Genomic DNA, 16,125 nt, shown 5'->3' on the forward strand with positions numbered 1-16,125 from the left:
CAAATAGCGAAAGAGCGACGATAAACACCGCGGCTAATATAAGCTGAGCTTTTAAGAGCGGCAAAGTGTGATTTGAAAAGGTATTCGCACCAATAGCCGCAACCACTAGCCAGCCATCTTTATTTAACTCTAAAACCTTAGCTGTTACGTTTTCGCCTTTAGGATTTACATAAGGAATAAGGCCATTTGAATCAAAATCTTTATTTGCTAACTTGGTTGATATAGTCTTAGCAAATTCCGGTGTTTTGCCTATAAACTGAGGATCGCTATGGATTAAAACTACGCCACCTTTATTCATTAAATAAATATAACCGTGATCGGTTTTACCCATATCTAAAATTTTCTTACTTAGAGCGTCAATCTGGATATCAAAACCGATCGCGCCTACAAATTTGCCGTCCTTTACGACCGGTGCGGCAAAACTTATAACCAGCGCGTTATACGTAGCGGCTTTATAAGGCTCAGTATAGATGGGCTTGTTTGCGGCTTTTGCTTCCATATACCAGCCGCGTTTACGAGGGTCGTAGTTGTCTTTTTCCGGAGTTAGTCTAGTGCCGTCCGATTGAAAAAAATATCCATCGTCTTCGCGGCCGTAAAATACAAACGAAACCAAAGAGTTTGCATTGTCTTTTTGAAATTTAGTCTGCGCCATGTAGGCATCGCCATCGTTATCCGTCTTTGCTATTGCCTGGGCAATTTTGTTCGCAACCTCCATGTAGTCGTGAAAAAACGAATCCGTGACCGCGTCGACGTCTTTTAAAATTTGAGCCTGATTTTGGCTAACGAGCTGAACGACCTTGTTCTCGGCCGTATAATAACTAACCGCCGAAATAGCGGCAAACGAAACAATCAGCGCGACGATGAGCATCAACGCGATCTTATTCGTGATAGAACGCATTTTCTCTCCTTATATTTTTTCTTAAAATTAAAAAATTATTCTACTACTTTCAAAGTTAAATAAAATTGAAATTTAGCATAAACTTAGCTTTAAAAGCAAAATTTGATCCAAATTTATACCGCTCCGAGTTAAATTTAACGACTAAATTTTAAACGCCTCGCCGAGTCAAATTTAACCCGGCGAGGCTTTATCAAATTTAAGCCGCAGATTTTAGTTTGTGGCCTTAAATTTAAGCAAATTTCGGATCGCTAAACGCCGTTAGCTCAGGCGCCTTGCCTGTAAATTTCTCGATATTTACAAGCGCGGTGTGGCTGATGTTGCCGTTAGCTAGCTTGCTAGTCGGGATATCGATAGTTAGGACGTTTGGCGAGCCGTTTTTACAAAGACCCGCGTCAAATCCGTCGTACCATACGCCCTCAGCAAGCTTAACTACGCCCTCTTTGATATCTTGCGTCACGTATGCGCCCGCTAGCACTTCGCCGCGCGCGTTAAATACCCTGACCAAATCGCCCGTTTTGATACCTTTTTTCGCGGCGTCTTTAGGGTGTATCCAGATCGGCTCGCGGTTTGCGATCGCGTAGTTTTCGCGTAGAGAGGTTTGGTTTAGCTGCGAGTGGAGGCGATCGGTCGGATGCGGGCTTAGCATGTGTAGCTCGGCAGGTTTATCTTTCATACCCAGCCACTCGATCGGCTCAAACCACATCGGATGCGCGCCGCAGTCGTCATAGCCCATTTTCTCGATGGTTTCGGAGTAAATTTCGATTAGGCCGCTTGGCGTTCCTAGCGGATTTAGCACCGGATCCTCTCTAAACTCGCCAAATCTTACCCACGCATCGCTCTCAGGCGTCGAGGCGAAAGTTACCGGCTTGTTTTCGTTCCAAAACTCCTCAAACGGCTTCATATCCGTTTCAAAATCAGGTATAGCCTTGACCTGCTCGTACGCCGCGCCGTAGTACTCTTTGATCCAGTCAAATTCGTCCTTGCCGTTGTCGGTGTAGGCTACGACTAAATTTTTAGCGTACGCCTTGCAAAGATCGACGAAAATTTGATAATCATCGCGCGCTTCGGCGTATTTTTCCACGACTTGTTTCATCGGCACTATGTTCATATTCGAGTAGTCGCCCGTCATCGTGACGTCGTTGCGCTCGTACGCCGTAGTAGTCGGAAATACAATATCAGCCATCTTAGCCGTCGGCGTCCAATAAGCTTCGTTTACGACTACCGTGCGAGGTTTGCGCCACGCTTCTAGCAAGCGGTTCGTCTCTTGATGATGGGCAAAAGGATTGCCGCCGACCCAGTAGATAAAGTCGATATCCGGATACGTGATTTTCTTACCGTCGTGATCGATCACTTTGCCCGGATTTAGCAGGGCGTCCGCGATACGAGCGACCGGGAATGCATAGTTTGTCGCCTTTTGCAGCCAGCTTTGACCAGTACCCGCAACAGCCGCGGCTTTAGCGACGAAGCGGCCGTTTGCGTCAAATTCTCCGCTATCGGTACCAATAAACTCGCCCTCGTCGTTAAATTTACCCACGCTTGCGCTATTTACGCCGCCTATGACCGCGCCTTTGCAAGTCGGAGCGCCGCCGTTTGAGTAGTGGTAGCTAAGGCCAAAACCTCCGCCAGGAAGTCCGATCTGTCCTAGCATCGCCGCCAAAGTCACCATCGCCCAGTGCGGCTGCTCGCCGTGATGCGCGCGCTGCATACCCCAGCCGCTCATTATCATCGTGCGGTTAGCAGCGAAGGTATCGGCAAGCTCTTTTATGAGGCTTGCTTTTAGGCCGCAAATTTTGCTCGCCCACTCTAAATTTTTAGGCGTGCCGTCGGTTTTACCGAGCAGATACGGCAGGAACTTATCAAAGCCGCTCGTATAGGTCTCAATGAAGTTTTTATCGTATTTGCCGCTCTCGTATAGGTAGTGCATCATGCCTAGCATCATCGCGGTGTCGGTGTTTGGTACCGGAGCGATCCACTCGGCCTTATCAAAGTACTGCGCCGTTTCGCTTCTTATAGGGTCGATTATTATGACTTTTATGTCGCTGCGTTTTTTTAGTTCTTCAAAGTACTTAAAGCCCTGTTCGTCGGTGCTAGTCCACGCTATGCGAAGGGTTGCCATCGGGTTTGCGCCCCAGATGACGACTACTTTTGAGTTTTCTAGTACTACAGGCCAGCTGGTTTGCTGCTCATAGACCTCGATGCTACCCACGACGTGAGGCATGATGACCTGGCTAGCGCCAGTAGAATAATCGCCTAAAGACCCCACGAATCCGCCGCTAAGGTTCATAAATCTATGAAGCAAAATTCTCGAGTTATGCACGTTACCGCTTGATTTCCAGCCGTAGCTGCCCGCAAATACGCCCTCTAGCCCCTTTTGTTTTCTCGTCTTTTTTAGCTCTCTAGCTACTAGCTTTATCGCATCCTCGTAGCGTACGCGTACCCATCCGTCTTTACCTCTTAGTTCGGGTTTTGGCGAGTCCGGATTTTCTAGGTAGCTTTTGCGTACCATCGGGTATTTTATACGTGATTTGTAGACCATATCGGCGGTGTAGTGCTGCAACGGATTATACACTTCGCTCGTTTTTTGAAACGGCTCTGATTTTACGATCTTGCCGTCTTTGACGCTAACTTTTAGCATGCCCCAGTGAGCGGCCGTTAGCACCTCGCCGCTACGCACGTTTGCCGTATTTAGCTCGGCTCCGAGTAAATTTGACGCCGTTACGCTAGAAAACAAAGGAGCCGCTGCAAGCGCCGCTCCGCCTTTTAATACATTTCGTCTTTGTAGGTTCATTTTTCTCTCCTATTTTTACTTCTCGGTCGAACAAAGTCCGACCTGCGAGCGGAAGCGCAAGCGCTCCCTGCACCCACCTAAAGTCCCTACTGCGTAGGGTACCCTGCAAAATTTACTTCGCAGACTGGCAAAGCCAGTCTTTTTGCATCGTATTCGCTCGCAACTGCAAGCAGACACGACGGGAAGCTATGCTCCTGCACCCCTCTGCTCGCAGTTGCGAAGTCGCAGACGCAAGCAAAGCTAAATCACACCGCTTCTTTTAAAAGCGATTTTAATTCGGCTTTTTATCAGCCAACGAGCCGCGCCTTAGCACGGACTCAAATTTAAGCTTTTACGCTCAAATTTGACCGCTCTCTAGTCCAGCGAGTCAAATTTGACGGCTAAAAGCCTCATTCGCGCAGTCTAGCCCGCAAAGCTGCCGCTCAAATTTAGCGCGCATCTCGTTTTACGCGCTAAATTTACCATCCGCCGAGCCTTCAAATTAGGCGTTTTAAAAAAACAGCCGCTTCGCCACGACTTTTATAGGTTTAGCTCCCGCAAATCTCGTCCGTTTGCGAGCGCATTAAGCGTAAATCCTCGTCAAATTTACGCACCGCTTTTTACTTTTTCGCCACGTTCACATCGGCAGAGTGCTTTTGCAAGTACTGTATCACCAGCCACTCGTCGTCTTTGCCGATCGCCGTTCGCGCGATCATCGATTTTAGCAGGTTAGGCCACTGATTTGCCTTGTAGTGTGTGGTTTGATGTAGCGAATGGCACACTCCGCAGCTCTCTTTGTAAATCTCGCCGCCCTTAGCAAAAAGTCCGCCTAGATCGCTCGTAAAGCCGTCTTTTTGCGCATATACCACGGTTTCGACCTCGTCCCATTTGCCGTTAGCGCCCTTTTTTACGACCTTGATCTCAGGCGTCGCGGTTTTGGCAAACGCAACGGCGATGACGCGCTCGGAGTCGCTAAAGTAAACGACGTTACTAACGGCCGGATTTTGGTAGCCTTTAACGGAGATTTTCACGCGGTCGCCCTCGTTCGCTAGTATTTTTACGGCATTAGTCGGCAAGAGCCTACCTATGCTTTTTTGCGACGTCGCGTCGGCGTAAACGTCTTTTACCGATGGGCTATACACCTCGCCCGCTGCAAAGAGCGAACAGGCGAGCAAGCTTGATAGTAGGATTTTTTTCATTTCTCTCCCTTAAATTTAAGATGTAAAAGGATTATATAAGAAAAGTATGATGAAAGTATGATTTTATGAAGTTAAGATTTTATATTTTGCGAGGTTCATGCCGTAAATTTGCAAGCAAAATTTACAAATTTAGCGGTAAAAGCTTATGAAAAAATACTAATCTCGGTTTTAAATTTTAAAAGCGAATTCGGCGAGGTTATTGAAAGCAAATTTGAAAGCGGCGGCTCGCAAAATACCCGAAATTTAGGAGGGTTCGCGAGCCGAAAAATCCTACTCTGCGCTATAGCTTGAGAGCATATCAAAAGTAGGCGCGAAAAAGAGCGCTCCGGTGATCGGCATGCTAAAATCAAGTAGTCTATCGGAGTTGCCACGCGGCTCGCCGATAAACATCTTATTTAGCATCGCTTCAACCGTCGAAAACGTGCTAGCATACGCGATAAAGTACGTCCCGGTCACGCTTCCCTCGACAAAAGGCATATTTCCGCGAACGACTTTTTTATCGTCGCCTACGTTTGCCGCGGCGGAGTGCGAGTTGCTAGGCTTTTCATCCTCGCTCATCTCGATGTCGTCTGCTTTTGTGCGGCCAATGACTTTTTCTTGCTCGCTCACGCTAGTTGCATTCCACTCTCTCATTTTGTGCTTATATTTTTGTACGAACACATAGCTTCCGCCCTTAAATTTCGCGTCCTCGTCGCCGACTTTGGCAAAATGATCTCTATCCTCGCCGTTTGGATTTTCGGTGCCGTCTACAAAGCCAATGATCGCCCTGCCGTCGTGGTATTTAAAACCCTGGGTTTCGTCTGCGAGCTTGGCAAATTTAAAAAGCTCGGCCTTTACATTTTGCGCCATATCAAAGCAGTCGGCAGCATCAAGCGCTCTAATATGCACGTGGATATCGCCCGCGGTGCTCACGGCTTCGTGCTTATCGCCTTTTATCGCTTTAAAATTTACAAGCTCTTTTGGTAGCGGTTGCGGGAGTCCTAGTTTTAGCCACGCGTCGCGTCCGACGGCGATAACGCAGTTTACGTTCGCCTCCGCGCCAAATCTTACTTTTGCCGTTTTGTTTAAATTTACTACCAAAGCGCAAAGCCTCTCAAAGCCCTTTTTACAGGCGTTTTCGTCGCCGCTTAACAGCCAAGTTTGAAAGACGGTGTTGTTTCCCGGCGCCTGCGTTACTTCTTGCGAATTTATTTGCATTTTATCTCCTTGATATTTTTAAAATTAGCGGCTCGCATTTTACGACTTAAATTTTAATTTATGCTAAATTTACGCTTTTAAGAAACGTAAAATTTAAACGGATTAAAATCGCCGAGTCTTGGCTCAAATTTATCGTTGCGGTCTTTGCAGACGCCAAATTTAAAAGCGCCGCGTTTTGTATTTAAACTATGATTTTGATTAAGCCGTCTTGCCTCAGATATAGCTCGTTTGACTCACGGTTCGTTGATTTTGCTCGGCTAGGACAAGCGCATATCCGCTGCCCTGCGCGTTTTGGATGAGTTCGGGGTAGAGTTTTTTACGTAGTTTATAGACGAAGCTTCGTATCGCGTCGGCAGTGCAGCTACCATCCTGCCAGACGCACGACTCGATCATCTCAAAGCTCACGACGCGGCCCTGATTTTTTAGAAAAAGATGGAGCAAATTTTGCTCTTTTTTAGTTAGCGCCACGGGCTCGCCGCCCTTTGTTAGCTGCCTACTAAAGGCGTTAAATTTAAAGCCGTTTTTTAAATCTACTTCTGCGAAATCGTTTTTAAATTTATTCGCCGCAAAGCTCATTTGCATGATTAGCTCGCGCTTTTCAAACGGCTTTTTTAGTACGCCAAAGCTACCCAGCTCTATCGCGCTAAGCACGTTTTCGTCGCTACCATATGCAGTGAGAAATATAATGGGCACGTCCTTATCCAGCCCCCTGATGCGAGCCGCCATCTCAAGCCCGTTCATGTGCGGCATGTTGATATCAGAAAGCACCAAATTTACGCCCTTTGCTTCAAAAACTTCCAGCGCTTCTTTGGCGTTTGCGCAGGCGTAAACCTCGCTCACGTAGTTTTCGACCGATATTTTGATACTTTCGCGCAGGCTCTCGTCGTCCTCGACGATGAGCAAATTTACGCCGTTTAAGATATTTTTTATTTTGCTATACACGCTAGCCTCATTTCTTACTTGTGTTTCTTAAGTCCGCAAACTAATTTTCAAATTTATAGCCTCATCTAAATTTCGCCTAAAAATAGCGTAAATTTAGTCGGATTCGCCGCGCTTTCAAGCTCCAGCGAGCCGCCTAGCTTTTTTACGGCGAGCTCCCTAGCTACGTTTAGCCCCGTGCCCGTGCCCATATTTTTCGTCGTAAAAAACGGCTCGAAAATTTTATCGCTATCCGCCTTTACTCCGCTGCCGTTATCGCTCACGCCCACGCAAAATAGCCCGCCAGACCTCTTTAGCTCGATTAAAATTTGCGGCGTTTCGCATCCGCTTTCAACTAGCGCGTCCTTGGCGTTTGAGAGCAAAGAGAGCAAGATCTGCCTCACGTAGCTAGCGACGCTTTTTAGCTCGCATTTGCCGCTATCGTGAGCAAATTTTAGCTCGATACCGTGAGAGTTTAGCTCGGGTCTTACTATCAAAATAAGCTCGTTTATGATATTAACGAGATCAAATTTCGCCGCACCCTCGCCGCTGGCGTAAAAATTTCTAAACGCCTTTATTGTTTCGTCCATGAGCCTTAGGCTCTTTTTGCAGGCTGCGATTTGAGCCGGTATGCGCTCAAATTCACCCTCGCGCGCACACTCATCGATATTATCCAGATACAGTCCCAGCGCGCTTAGAGGCTGGCGCTGCTGATGCGAGATGGAGTTTATCATCTCGCCTACCAGCGCGGTTTTGGCGTGAATTAGCACCGAGCGCCTATGCTCAAGCTCCTTTTTTTCGAGCTCCGCTTCGTGAGTGACGTCGGTAGCCGCAAGGATAAATCCGCCAAATTTCACCCCGCCCTCAAGCACGTTTGAAACGTTTAGCCTGAAGCATTTTTGATCCTTTTTTACTATAAAATCGCTCGAGTTTAGCGGGCTATTTTTGAGATTTTCAAAGCTTTTTAGCTCGCCAAGGCCTTGCGCCGCAGCGATCATCTCGTCAAATTTCGCTCCGTAAAAAACCTTGGGCGCCAGAGCGAAAATCCGCTCGAATTTTTTATTGATAAATTTTATGACGCCCTTTTTGTCCGCGTACAAAAGCCCCAAATTTAGCGTCTTGGCAAAGGCCCGCGCAACCTCGCTGGGCCCGCTTGCGTTACTCTTTATAGCCCGCGATGTCAAGTCCAAAGCCCTTTAACGCGACGAAATCTTTGTTTTTATTCGCGCTTAAAAGCTCGATCCGGCTAACGCCTAGTTTGTGCAAAATTTGCGCGCCGATGCCATAGTCCTTGACCTGTCCGCCGCACTTCTCCTCGCCTTGTAAAAACACCGCGACGCCGCCGTTTTTGGATAGATACTCAAGCGACTCCAGCAGCTCGGCGAATTTATCGGAGCCAAGCAGCTCGACGTCGCTTGAAATTTGATGAAATTTGACCGCGGTTTTGTCCTTTATCTCGCCGAAAACAAAGGCATAGTGGCGCTCGCCCTTATGATCTAGGATCTCGCATTTTAGGGCGTCAAAGCCAGCTATCTTAGCCGCGCTTTTTTCCTTTACCTCGATTAGGCTTTCGTGTTTTAGACGGTACTGCACGAGCTCGGAGACCGAGACCATATTTAGCCCGAATTTCTCGCAAAACTCCTCTAGATCGGGTCTGCGAGCCATATTTCCGTCCTCTTTTACGATCTCGCAGATGACGGCTGCTTGCGTTAGGCCGGCAAGCTTGCATAGATCGACCGAGCCTTCGGTGTGTCCGGTGCGGCTTAGCACGCCGCCTTTTTTAGCGATGAGCGGGAAAATATGCCCAGGGCGCACGAAATCCTCCGGCTTTGACATCGGATCGGCCGCTAGACGGATCGTGACGTCGCGCTCGTAGGCGCTCACGCCCGTGGTCGTATTTTTAGCGTCTATGGTGACGGTAAACGCCGTCTCGTGGCAAGACGTGTTTTTATCCACCATCAAATTTAGCTCAAGTCTCTTTGCGATCTCCTCGTTTAACGCAAGGCACAGCACGCCTTTTGCGTGAGTTATGGCGAAATTTACCTTTTGCGTGTCGCTAAAGGTCGCCGCAAATACCAGATCGCCCTCGTTTTCGCGGTCTTCATCGTCGACCATGACGACCATTTTGCCGTTTTTAATGTCGTTTATGGCCTGCTCTACTCTATCCATTGTTATTCCTTGTTTAAAAATTTAGGATAATTATACATTTTTAGCTTTAAATTTAGTCTTTTGCGCAGGCTTTGCTTGAGATTTTACGGACTTTTAGACGTAGCTGGACGCGGTATCAACGAACTCTGGTTAAATTTAAACGAAGCGACCAGGCTTGTAAGTTTTTGTTTAGTTTTTACGGATTTATCAAATTTGACCGATTTTGGGCATAACCCGCACCTTGAAAATGCTAATGTTCAATTTAGCGATAATAATATGCGTGAGGTAAATTTTGCGCGTCGTTATTTTGGTTAAATTTGCCAAACCTTTAAAAATACGCACGATAGGATTTAGGCTGTTTTTATGGCGACGACCAAATTTGATCAAACTCGCCGCCAACCGCATACCGTTTTGGAGCAAATTTGCCGACCTAAAAGTGCAGACACGCCTGTTTGACGTTACGCGAGCGGTAAATCATCTTAACATCCTACCTTACGCCTTGCCAGCACGGTTTTATCACCCACTCCCAGACCGACAACTACGGTCGCAATACCAGAACTTAAATCTGTTTTTTCAAACAACCGCAAACACTTTTAAATAGTCAATTTTCTAATTTAATAAATTTTGTATCCATCGAATTTAACTTCCATCTTCTTGCGTTTTGTATTCTATTTGCATACAAAATTGCGACAAAGACGGAAGCATTTAAATTTGATAAATTTTACTGTTTTGACTTGATTTGATATTTTGCGCCAAGCCTTGCAAATTCTTTTGTAAAAAATGCGTTTAGATCGCGCAGGCTATCGTCGTTCATTTGGATGAGTTTCAGGCGGTTTTTCTTGTAAATTTTGATTTTTTTGCTTTTTCTTTTTAGGTATTGCGGCGTCTCAAGTCCCCAAAATTCGATATAAATTTCGCTTTGCGTCAGGTAAAAATCGCTAACGACGTGCTCTTTGGTCGGAGCTTTTTTCTCGTAGATAAAATCTATGCCGCGGTAAAACAGCCAATTTGCCACGATGAGCTCGGCACGGCTTTTCACCGTATCGCCGCTATCGCTTTTGTATCTAGTTTGCTTGATTTTTTGCTTTTTAAATAGCTTTAAAAGCAAAAAAATAATTACGATCAGCAGCAAAACGATTAAAATTTTTGGTACATCAAAGCTCATAAACATTTTTCTTTAGTGCAAAATTTGATTTTTTGGAGTAAATGAAGAAAAAATTAGATTTGGTTGCGGAGGACGGACTTGAACCGCCGACCTTCGGGTTATGAGGATTATGCGCTGCAAATTTGCCTTTCAAATGCCCTATTTTAGGATATTTTAATACTTTTTTGATATGATAGTATATCAAAATATTAAAGGGGTTTCAATGACTATCACTTTAACAAACGTCAGCTATGATTTTTTGAGCGCGCTTAAAGGGCTTATGTCTTTGGATAGAAGCGTTAGGATTTATGAGGAAAATGAACCAAACGAAACGACGCTTCAAACCATCAAGGATACTGAAGAAGGTAAAAATTTAGTCGGACCTTTTAACGGCGTCGAGGATGTTATGAAAGCTTTAAATGCTGAAGATTAATTTCTCAAATCAGTTTAAGGCCGATCATAAGCTTTTAAAGAAACAAGGCTTTGATGAAATTTTACTTAGCGAGTTTTTGTCTCATCTTGTGATTATAGACGAAATCGACCTACCGAGCTTTTATAAAAATCATCCTTTAAAAGGTGATTATAGGGGCTATTTTGAATGCCATTTAAAGCCTAATTGCGTTATCATCTATCGTCAAGGTGATAAATTTATCGATCTCGTCCGTATCGGCTCACATGCTCATTTATTTAAAAAGTATTGATTTATGAAAGTAACTTTTAGTGAATTTAAGATTGAGTATTTTTTAGATAGCGAAGAAGTCAGAGAAGAATACCTAAAACAGGTATTGGCTGACGGCGATCCTGAAGAATTTAAAAGAGCTTTGGAGGATGTCGAGCGTTCTCGCATTGTCGAAAAGAAAAATAATGAGAATTTGAAAGGTTAAATTTCAAATCCCATCTTAAAAATTAACTTAAATTTATTCCAAATTTTAAAAGCTCTCTAGGTAAAAAATCATCTATATTATTTATTTTGCTATTATCTATTTCGATCAAATTTAGATTGTATTTTTTATAAAGTTCTCTTTTCTTTTGCTTCCTGGCAAGATATTTTTCATCGTCTTCGTATCCCCAAAATTCTATATAAATTTTGCCTTTCGGTATATAAAAATCGCAATAAACATCTTCTTCTATCGGTACTCTTTTTTCGTATGCATGGGCTATACATTCGCTAAAAAGCCAATTTGATATTATTACTTCGGCGCGACTTCTTACGTAGTGTCCGTCGTTTGTTCGATATTCGGCTTTAAATTTGTTTCTAAAATCTGTTTCGTCTTTGTCTTTGACTTCTTGCGGTTCTACCGCATTTTTGAAAATTTTATTGTTTAAAATTTCTATTTTCCAATAAACGCTTAAATTTCCCTTATAGTTATTTTGTATTCCGCCGTTTTTCTTGCCAAGATCGGTAAGCTCCCAGCCGCTATTGCATTTTTTTATAAAATTTATTTCCGACAAAAATTCGTTTATTTCCTTTGCGGTTTTACTTAGTTTCTCTCCGATTTGCGTCGGTGTCAATGTATCCATTTCCTACTCCTTTTTTTGATTACTACGCCGCATATATGACGTATTCTATTTTGATCTGATTGTATTGATTGTATTCTTCCAGGAAAATTTTTGCCCCGTAGTCCATTTGTCGGCAGCTCGTAAAGAAAATTTTTCGGATTCTTTTGTTTTTAAATTTGCTTTGATTTTTATTTATAAATAGATCCGCATCGGCTACGAATTTCTTTATAATATCTTGTTTTGGCGGATTGATCCAGTTTTTACATTGTGCTAAAATCGCTTCATCTTCTTTGTATGCTATCAGGTCTATTCCCTCGTCTTTGACTCCGTTTATATAGCCGTTTGGATATACCTTGTAATTTCTTTGCTCAAAAAAACACTTTACGTCGTATTCGTATTCTTTGCCTTTTCTGATTTTTTTAGTTTCGGTTTTTGCGGCTTGATATTTTATTTTTTTGAGTTTGCCTGGCTCTTCGTTTATTTTACTATATGCTTCTATTATTTCTTGTTGTCGTTTTTCTTTTGCTTCTTTCCATTTTTGATCTATATAGCTATTTTCTTGCTTTTTAATATTGTTTATTTTTATTTCTATTTGCGAAAATTGATTATTTTGTAGAAATTCTTTTGTATTGATTTGACCTTGTTTTTTTGTGTCTTTGAGAGTTGCGTTTTCCCTTGTGTCTTTAGATAGAAATTTCATTGCTACATATATTGATATCCCGATCGCCAAAATAGCTAAGGTTATCACAAATGCTTGTTTTATCATTGTTACTACTTTGGGATGAGTCGCAAAGTATCCTATTATGACAAGAACTATTACTGTTATAAAAACTGCTAGCTGAAAATCATCTTTATTCTTTTTTGAATAATAGTTTCTTGATCTTCTCAAATTATTGATCTACTTCTTTTTTTAAAATTCTTAGTTTTATATCTGTAATGTAGTATTCTTTTTCTGTATTATTTAGCTTTTTGAATAATTCTAACAATAGTTTTTCATCATCACTTAATTGTATTCCATTGAAGTATTCATATACAGCCTTGTATAATTCAGGGTTTCTTTTTTCCCAATTGTAAAGCGTTGTTATATCTTTTTTAATAACTTTCGCTATTTCTTTTTTGTCCATTTGAATATTTCATACTTTTTAATTTATTTCTAAGTTTAATTTTGTAATAATTCAAATGTGGTTTTAGAATTATTCAAAATTTTCTAGATTATATCTAAAAAATTATGAATTTTTAATTCCGCCCTGAACATGGCGCAAAACTATTCCCCCTGTTTTTGGTCTGATACGCCTTTGCAGGGGTCTTTAAAGTATCAAATTCAAAACAAAGGCGTATTATGGAACTCATTAAATCACAGTTTGCCGTTACTTACGAGATTAAAGACGGCGATATTAAAGCAACTGCTGCGGGCGTTATGGACGATCGCCCTTATGGTGCATCTGTTCGCATTTCTTGCGTTAATACCTTTGAGGTTCTTAACGAAAAAACCCAATTTACCAATACTGTTAAGCAAGAGGTATTTTTTAAAATCCCTTGCCCTGATGATCTAACCGCTGGCAACGTTGGGAGATTTTTTCAGCAAAAGTTTAAAAATCACGAAACCGTTGTTTGTCTAGGCGGCTTGCCTGATCGCAATAACGTTATAACGTTGATTAACCCAGTTGAGTATTTTTTGCCTGAAACAGCTACTACCAAAAAAGCTCCTATCGCTCCAAAAGCTTAAGGCGGTGTGATATGAGCTTTACTGTTTCTTATGAGCTTTTTCGTGGGGAAGTTTTAACTGTTGCTTCTGGCGAGGCTTCTGAGTCTGCCGTACTTATCAAAAGTTCAAATGTTTATGATATAAGAGGCGCTAAAAAAGAGCAATCTATTACTTTTAAAATTCCTTGCCCTAATGATGATTTTGCTTCTACAGTTTCTGCATTTATAAAAAACAGATTTGATAGCGGTGATAGTATTGTCTTTTCTGGCACATTTCCTCATGACAATTTGGTTATTGTGTCTGTTCCCCCTAATTTTTTATCGTCTTAAATTTTTAGAGCAATGCGGCTTTTAACAAAAAGCGTTCGCATTGCTCCTACGCTCCAAGCGTATGTCGCGAAGCGCAAAAAGCTTACTATTTCGGCAAAGCTTGATTTTGTTTCAGCCTTTGCCAAAGTAGTACGCGTCTGCTTTAAAATTTACTTCAAGGAGGCTAAGATGCCTAAGTTTCTTTCTACTGCAAAAGGTAAGATAACTACCGCTGTTGCTGTTGTTTCGATTTGCGCTATGAATGCTGCCGCCGCTGGCGTTGCTATCGGTGCCGACGGTGCCGTAACTGGTGACATAGATCCAAAAACCTTTTTTGGTATGGCTACTGTTGTCGTTGCTCTTTTGGGAGTCATTTTCGGCGTAAAAGCTGGTATTCGCTTACTGCGCAGCTAGCTTGCATGACTTCCTTGATTTTTCGAGGAAGTCAAATTTTTAAAAAGCTCTAAAGATGTACGATTTTATAGATCTTGTTAGACTCGGCATTTATATCAATGGCTTAATGGCTGTTGTTATCGGTTTTTTTGCCGTAGTTAAACAAGTTGCTGTCGCTTTAGACCTTTTTAAGAGTTTGGATTAAGCCTCATGTATGATTTGCATTTATCTATTGATCAATATCATTTCCTTATGAGCCTTAGCGGAATCCTTTGCGGTTTTATTTTATGTTTGTTTATCTTTCTTATCGCTACTAAAATTTAGGCTGATCCAAACTCAATAATCAAGAAAAGGAGCTTTTTAACATGTCAGTAGGCGTATTTACCGTTACGGGCGTTCTTAGCTTTGATTACTTCTTTTCTATCATGGTTTGGTTTATGCTGTTGTGCTTGCCCGTTTGCGCTGGTTTAGTCCTTTTTACCAAAAAGGTATTATAAGGCTGTTTTATGAGAAGCATACTCTTAATTTTCGCCCTCTGCCTAAATCTATTCTCTATTGATCTAAATTCTATTCCTGATCAAACTTTTTCTCAGAATAGATATGAGCCTTATCCGCCTCCCTCTGCCGCCTTTTCTTCAATTTCCGGAGTAAGCATTATTAATTATGAATATTTAAAAATAGGCAACGATTACTATTTATATAATAATATTGGCACTCCTATTTTTAATCTTGAAAAGTTAAATTCATCAGGTTTTATGGCTAAATATAGCGGAAGTAATATCATTGAACTTGTAAACTATGATAGTTCTTTCGATAAAATTAAAATTCCTTGTTCAAAAAGCGGTAATGGATATTCATATTGCGCCCGTTCTATAAAAAAATCAGATCCAAGCTATACCGAAGTAGAATTCTCATATTACGACAAATACTCTGTTACTAAGGTTGGTTCTTGCCAGCCTGATGAACATTTTAATACAAATACCAAACAGTGTCAAAAATGTCCTGATGGTCAATCTTGGAATCCTCAAACAAATAGTTGTTTTACTGATTGCACTGACGAAAAAACAAATAAATACGGCTGGGCTGATGGTTCTTGCACTGATTGCAGTGCTGCAAAAACTACGGGAGAAATTTATAAATGTTTTTGCGGCAGTTTAGGACTAGGTGTTCCCGAAACTCTTACCGATGTTGGTGTAATTGGTAAGCCTGGTTATTTTTTAGGTAAATGTTCTAATGGTTATTCTTTTGAATATAGAGATCCTGATTATAGACCGGATCCTAAACCCGACGACAATAAAACAAAACCCGACGATCCTAAGCCTGATAATCCTGACAATCCTGATCCAGATAATAAAGACAAGGACAAAGATAAGGATAAAGACAAGGATGATTTTTGTAAGAAAAATCCAAACGATCCTAAATGTAAACCCGATGATTTTTGTAAGAAAAATCCAAATGATCCTAAATGTAAACCCGATGATTTTTGTAAGAAAAATCCAAATGATCCTAAATGTAAACCTGATAATAATAATACAATACCTGGTCCTGGCGGTGGTGGCAATAATGACAATAAAGACGGCGAAGCTAAATTTAATAAAGGTGATTTTGATGACGGAGATCTTGATAAGGAGCGTAACAGCCTTTATGGTGGAATAGCAAAACATATAAACGACAGTTTATCTAAATTTGATGGTATTCGTGACGGTATTAATCAATTTGTAAGCAATGTTCAAGGTAAAGGTTTTGAAAAAGTTCAAGCTAGCATTAAAGGCAAATGTCCCATAAAGAAACAAATTTTACTACCAAATGGTAGTTCCAAAGAAGTAACGGTTGATTATTGCGAGTATTTATCTCCTGTTTCTGAAATTTCATATTTTGCCTTTTACGTAGGTTTTGCTGTAGGCGGTCTTATTTTGTTTGTTAAGCTTCTTATATTTTCAATTTAAAG

General features: G+C 42.0%; 19 protein-coding genes. 8 read left to right on the top strand and 11 right to left on the bottom strand.

The features are described from left to right. From ACTTJF_RS02585 to ACTTJF_RS02620, 8 genes are all read right to left on the bottom strand, one after another. A partial coding sequence (locus ACTTJF_RS02585; protein ID WP_442550633.1) for a cache domain-containing protein occupies positions 1–898 on the bottom strand: 898 nt, incomplete at its 3' end. A gap of 229 nt (positions 899–1,127) precedes the next feature. Then, a complete protein-coding gene (locus ACTTJF_RS02590) occupies positions 1,128–3,686 on the bottom strand; it encodes a molybdopterin-dependent oxidoreductase (protein ID WP_442550634.1) in 2,559 nt (852 codons plus the stop codon). A gap of 599 nt (positions 3,687–4,285) precedes the next feature. Beyond that, the gene (locus ACTTJF_RS02595; protein WP_314989894.1) at positions 4,286–4,864 is read right to left on the bottom strand and encodes a cytochrome C; all 579 of its coding nucleotides are present in this window, start codon (positions 4,862–4,864) and stop codon (positions 4,286–4,288) included. Positions 4,865–5,134: 270 nt separating this feature from the next. Then, on the bottom strand, positions 5,135–6,061 hold the full coding sequence (locus ACTTJF_RS02600; RefSeq protein ID WP_442550635.1) for a Dyp-type peroxidase: 927 nt from the start codon (positions 6,059–6,061) through the stop codon (positions 5,135–5,137). 213 nt (positions 6,062–6,274) lie between these two features. Next, positions 6,275–7,003, bottom strand: coding sequence for a response regulator transcription factor (locus tag ACTTJF_RS02605; RefSeq protein ID WP_442550636.1), 729 nt, complete (start codon positions 7,001–7,003; stop codon positions 6,275–6,277). A gap of 65 nt (positions 7,004–7,068) precedes the next feature. Beyond that, positions 7,069–8,163, bottom strand: coding sequence for an ATP-binding protein (locus ACTTJF_RS02610; protein ID WP_442550637.1), 1,095 nt, complete (start codon positions 8,161–8,163; stop codon positions 7,069–7,071). Further along, positions 8,138–9,148 (bottom strand): bifunctional 3,4-dihydroxy-2-butanone 4-phosphate synthase/GTP cyclohydrolase II, encoded by a 1,011-nt coding sequence (locus ACTTJF_RS02615; protein WP_442550638.1) that lies wholly within the window; start codon positions 9,146–9,148, stop codon positions 8,138–8,140. Before ACTTJF_RS02615 ends, ACTTJF_RS02610 begins: the two co-directional genes overlap by 26 nt. A 700-nt stretch (positions 9,149–9,848) precedes the next feature. Further along, complete coding sequence (locus tag ACTTJF_RS02620; RefSeq protein WP_442550639.1) at positions 9,849–10,292, bottom strand: helicase IV; 444 nt, start codon at positions 10,290–10,292, stop codon at positions 9,849–9,851. A 202-nt stretch (positions 10,293–10,494) separates the two neighbouring features. Here ACTTJF_RS02620 and ACTTJF_RS02625 point away from each other — a divergent pair, with 202 nt between their 5' ends. The 3 genes from ACTTJF_RS02625 to ACTTJF_RS02635 are packed head-to-tail and all read left to right on the top strand — an operon-like array spanning position 10,495 to position 11,155. Further along, a complete protein-coding gene (locus tag ACTTJF_RS02625) occupies positions 10,495–10,704 on the top strand; it encodes a hypothetical protein (protein ID WP_442550640.1) in 210 nt (69 codons plus the stop codon). After that, positions 10,691–10,972, top strand: coding sequence for a type II toxin-antitoxin system YafQ family toxin (locus ACTTJF_RS02630; protein ID WP_442550641.1), 282 nt, complete (start codon positions 10,691–10,693; stop codon positions 10,970–10,972). The genes ACTTJF_RS02625 and ACTTJF_RS02630 overlap by 14 nt, the downstream gene beginning before the upstream one ends. Before the next feature lie 3 nt (positions 10,973–10,975). After that, positions 10,976–11,155, top strand: coding sequence for a helix-turn-helix domain-containing transcriptional regulator (locus tag ACTTJF_RS02635; protein ID WP_442550642.1), 180 nt, complete (start codon positions 10,976–10,978; stop codon positions 11,153–11,155). A 22-nt stretch (positions 11,156–11,177) separates the two neighbouring features. Here ACTTJF_RS02635 and ACTTJF_RS02640 read toward each other — a convergent pair whose 3' ends face one another. Genes ACTTJF_RS02640 through ACTTJF_RS02650 form a run of 3 tightly spaced genes read right to left on the bottom strand, consistent with a single transcriptional unit; the run spans position 11,178 to position 12,895 of the window. Beyond that, a complete protein-coding gene (locus tag ACTTJF_RS02640; protein ID WP_442550643.1) occupies positions 11,178–11,792 on the bottom strand; it encodes a hypothetical protein in 615 nt (204 codons plus the stop codon). A gap of 22 nt (positions 11,793–11,814) precedes the next feature. Further along, a complete protein-coding gene (locus ACTTJF_RS02645) occupies positions 11,815–12,660 on the bottom strand; it encodes a hypothetical protein (RefSeq protein WP_442550644.1) in 846 nt (281 codons plus the stop codon). A 1-nt stretch (position 12,661) separates the two neighbouring features. Continuing rightward, positions 12,662–12,895, bottom strand: a complete 234-nt coding sequence (locus ACTTJF_RS02650) for a hypothetical protein (protein WP_442550645.1) — start codon at positions 12,893–12,895, stop codon at positions 12,662–12,664. A gap of 215 nt (positions 12,896–13,110) precedes the next feature. On the opposite strand from ACTTJF_RS02650, the gene ACTTJF_RS02655 reads away from it, so the two are divergent. The 5 genes from ACTTJF_RS02655 (at position 13,111) to ACTTJF_RS02675 (ending at position 16,123) form a co-directional block, all read left to right on the top strand. After that, the gene (locus ACTTJF_RS02655) at positions 13,111–13,497 is read left to right on the top strand and encodes a hypothetical protein (protein WP_442550646.1); all 387 of its coding nucleotides are present in this window, start codon (positions 13,111–13,113) and stop codon (positions 13,495–13,497) included. Positions 13,498–13,508: 11 nt separating this feature from the next. After that, the gene (locus tag ACTTJF_RS02660; RefSeq protein WP_442550647.1) at positions 13,509–13,805 is read left to right on the top strand and encodes a hypothetical protein; all 297 of its coding nucleotides are present in this window, start codon (positions 13,509–13,511) and stop codon (positions 13,803–13,805) included. 168 nt (positions 13,806–13,973) lie between these two features. After that, positions 13,974–14,198, top strand: a complete 225-nt coding sequence (locus tag ACTTJF_RS02665) for a hypothetical protein (RefSeq protein ID WP_442550648.1) — start codon at positions 13,974–13,976, stop codon at positions 14,196–14,198. A gap of 344 nt (positions 14,199–14,542) precedes the next feature. Then, positions 14,543–14,674, top strand: a complete 132-nt coding sequence (locus ACTTJF_RS02670) for a hypothetical protein (protein ID WP_442550649.1) — start codon at positions 14,543–14,545, stop codon at positions 14,672–14,674. Between the two features lie 9 nt (positions 14,675–14,683). Beyond that, positions 14,684–16,123: a hypothetical protein gene (locus ACTTJF_RS02675; RefSeq protein ID WP_442550650.1), complete on the top strand. Its 1,440-nt coding sequence runs from the start codon at positions 14,684–14,686 to the stop codon at positions 16,121–16,123. Positions 16,124–16,125: the final 2 nt, after the last annotated feature.

The organism is Campylobacter sp. (assembly GCF_052170435.1).
Taxonomy (GTDB): Bacteria; Campylobacterota; Campylobacteria; order Campylobacterales; family Campylobacteraceae; genus Campylobacter_A.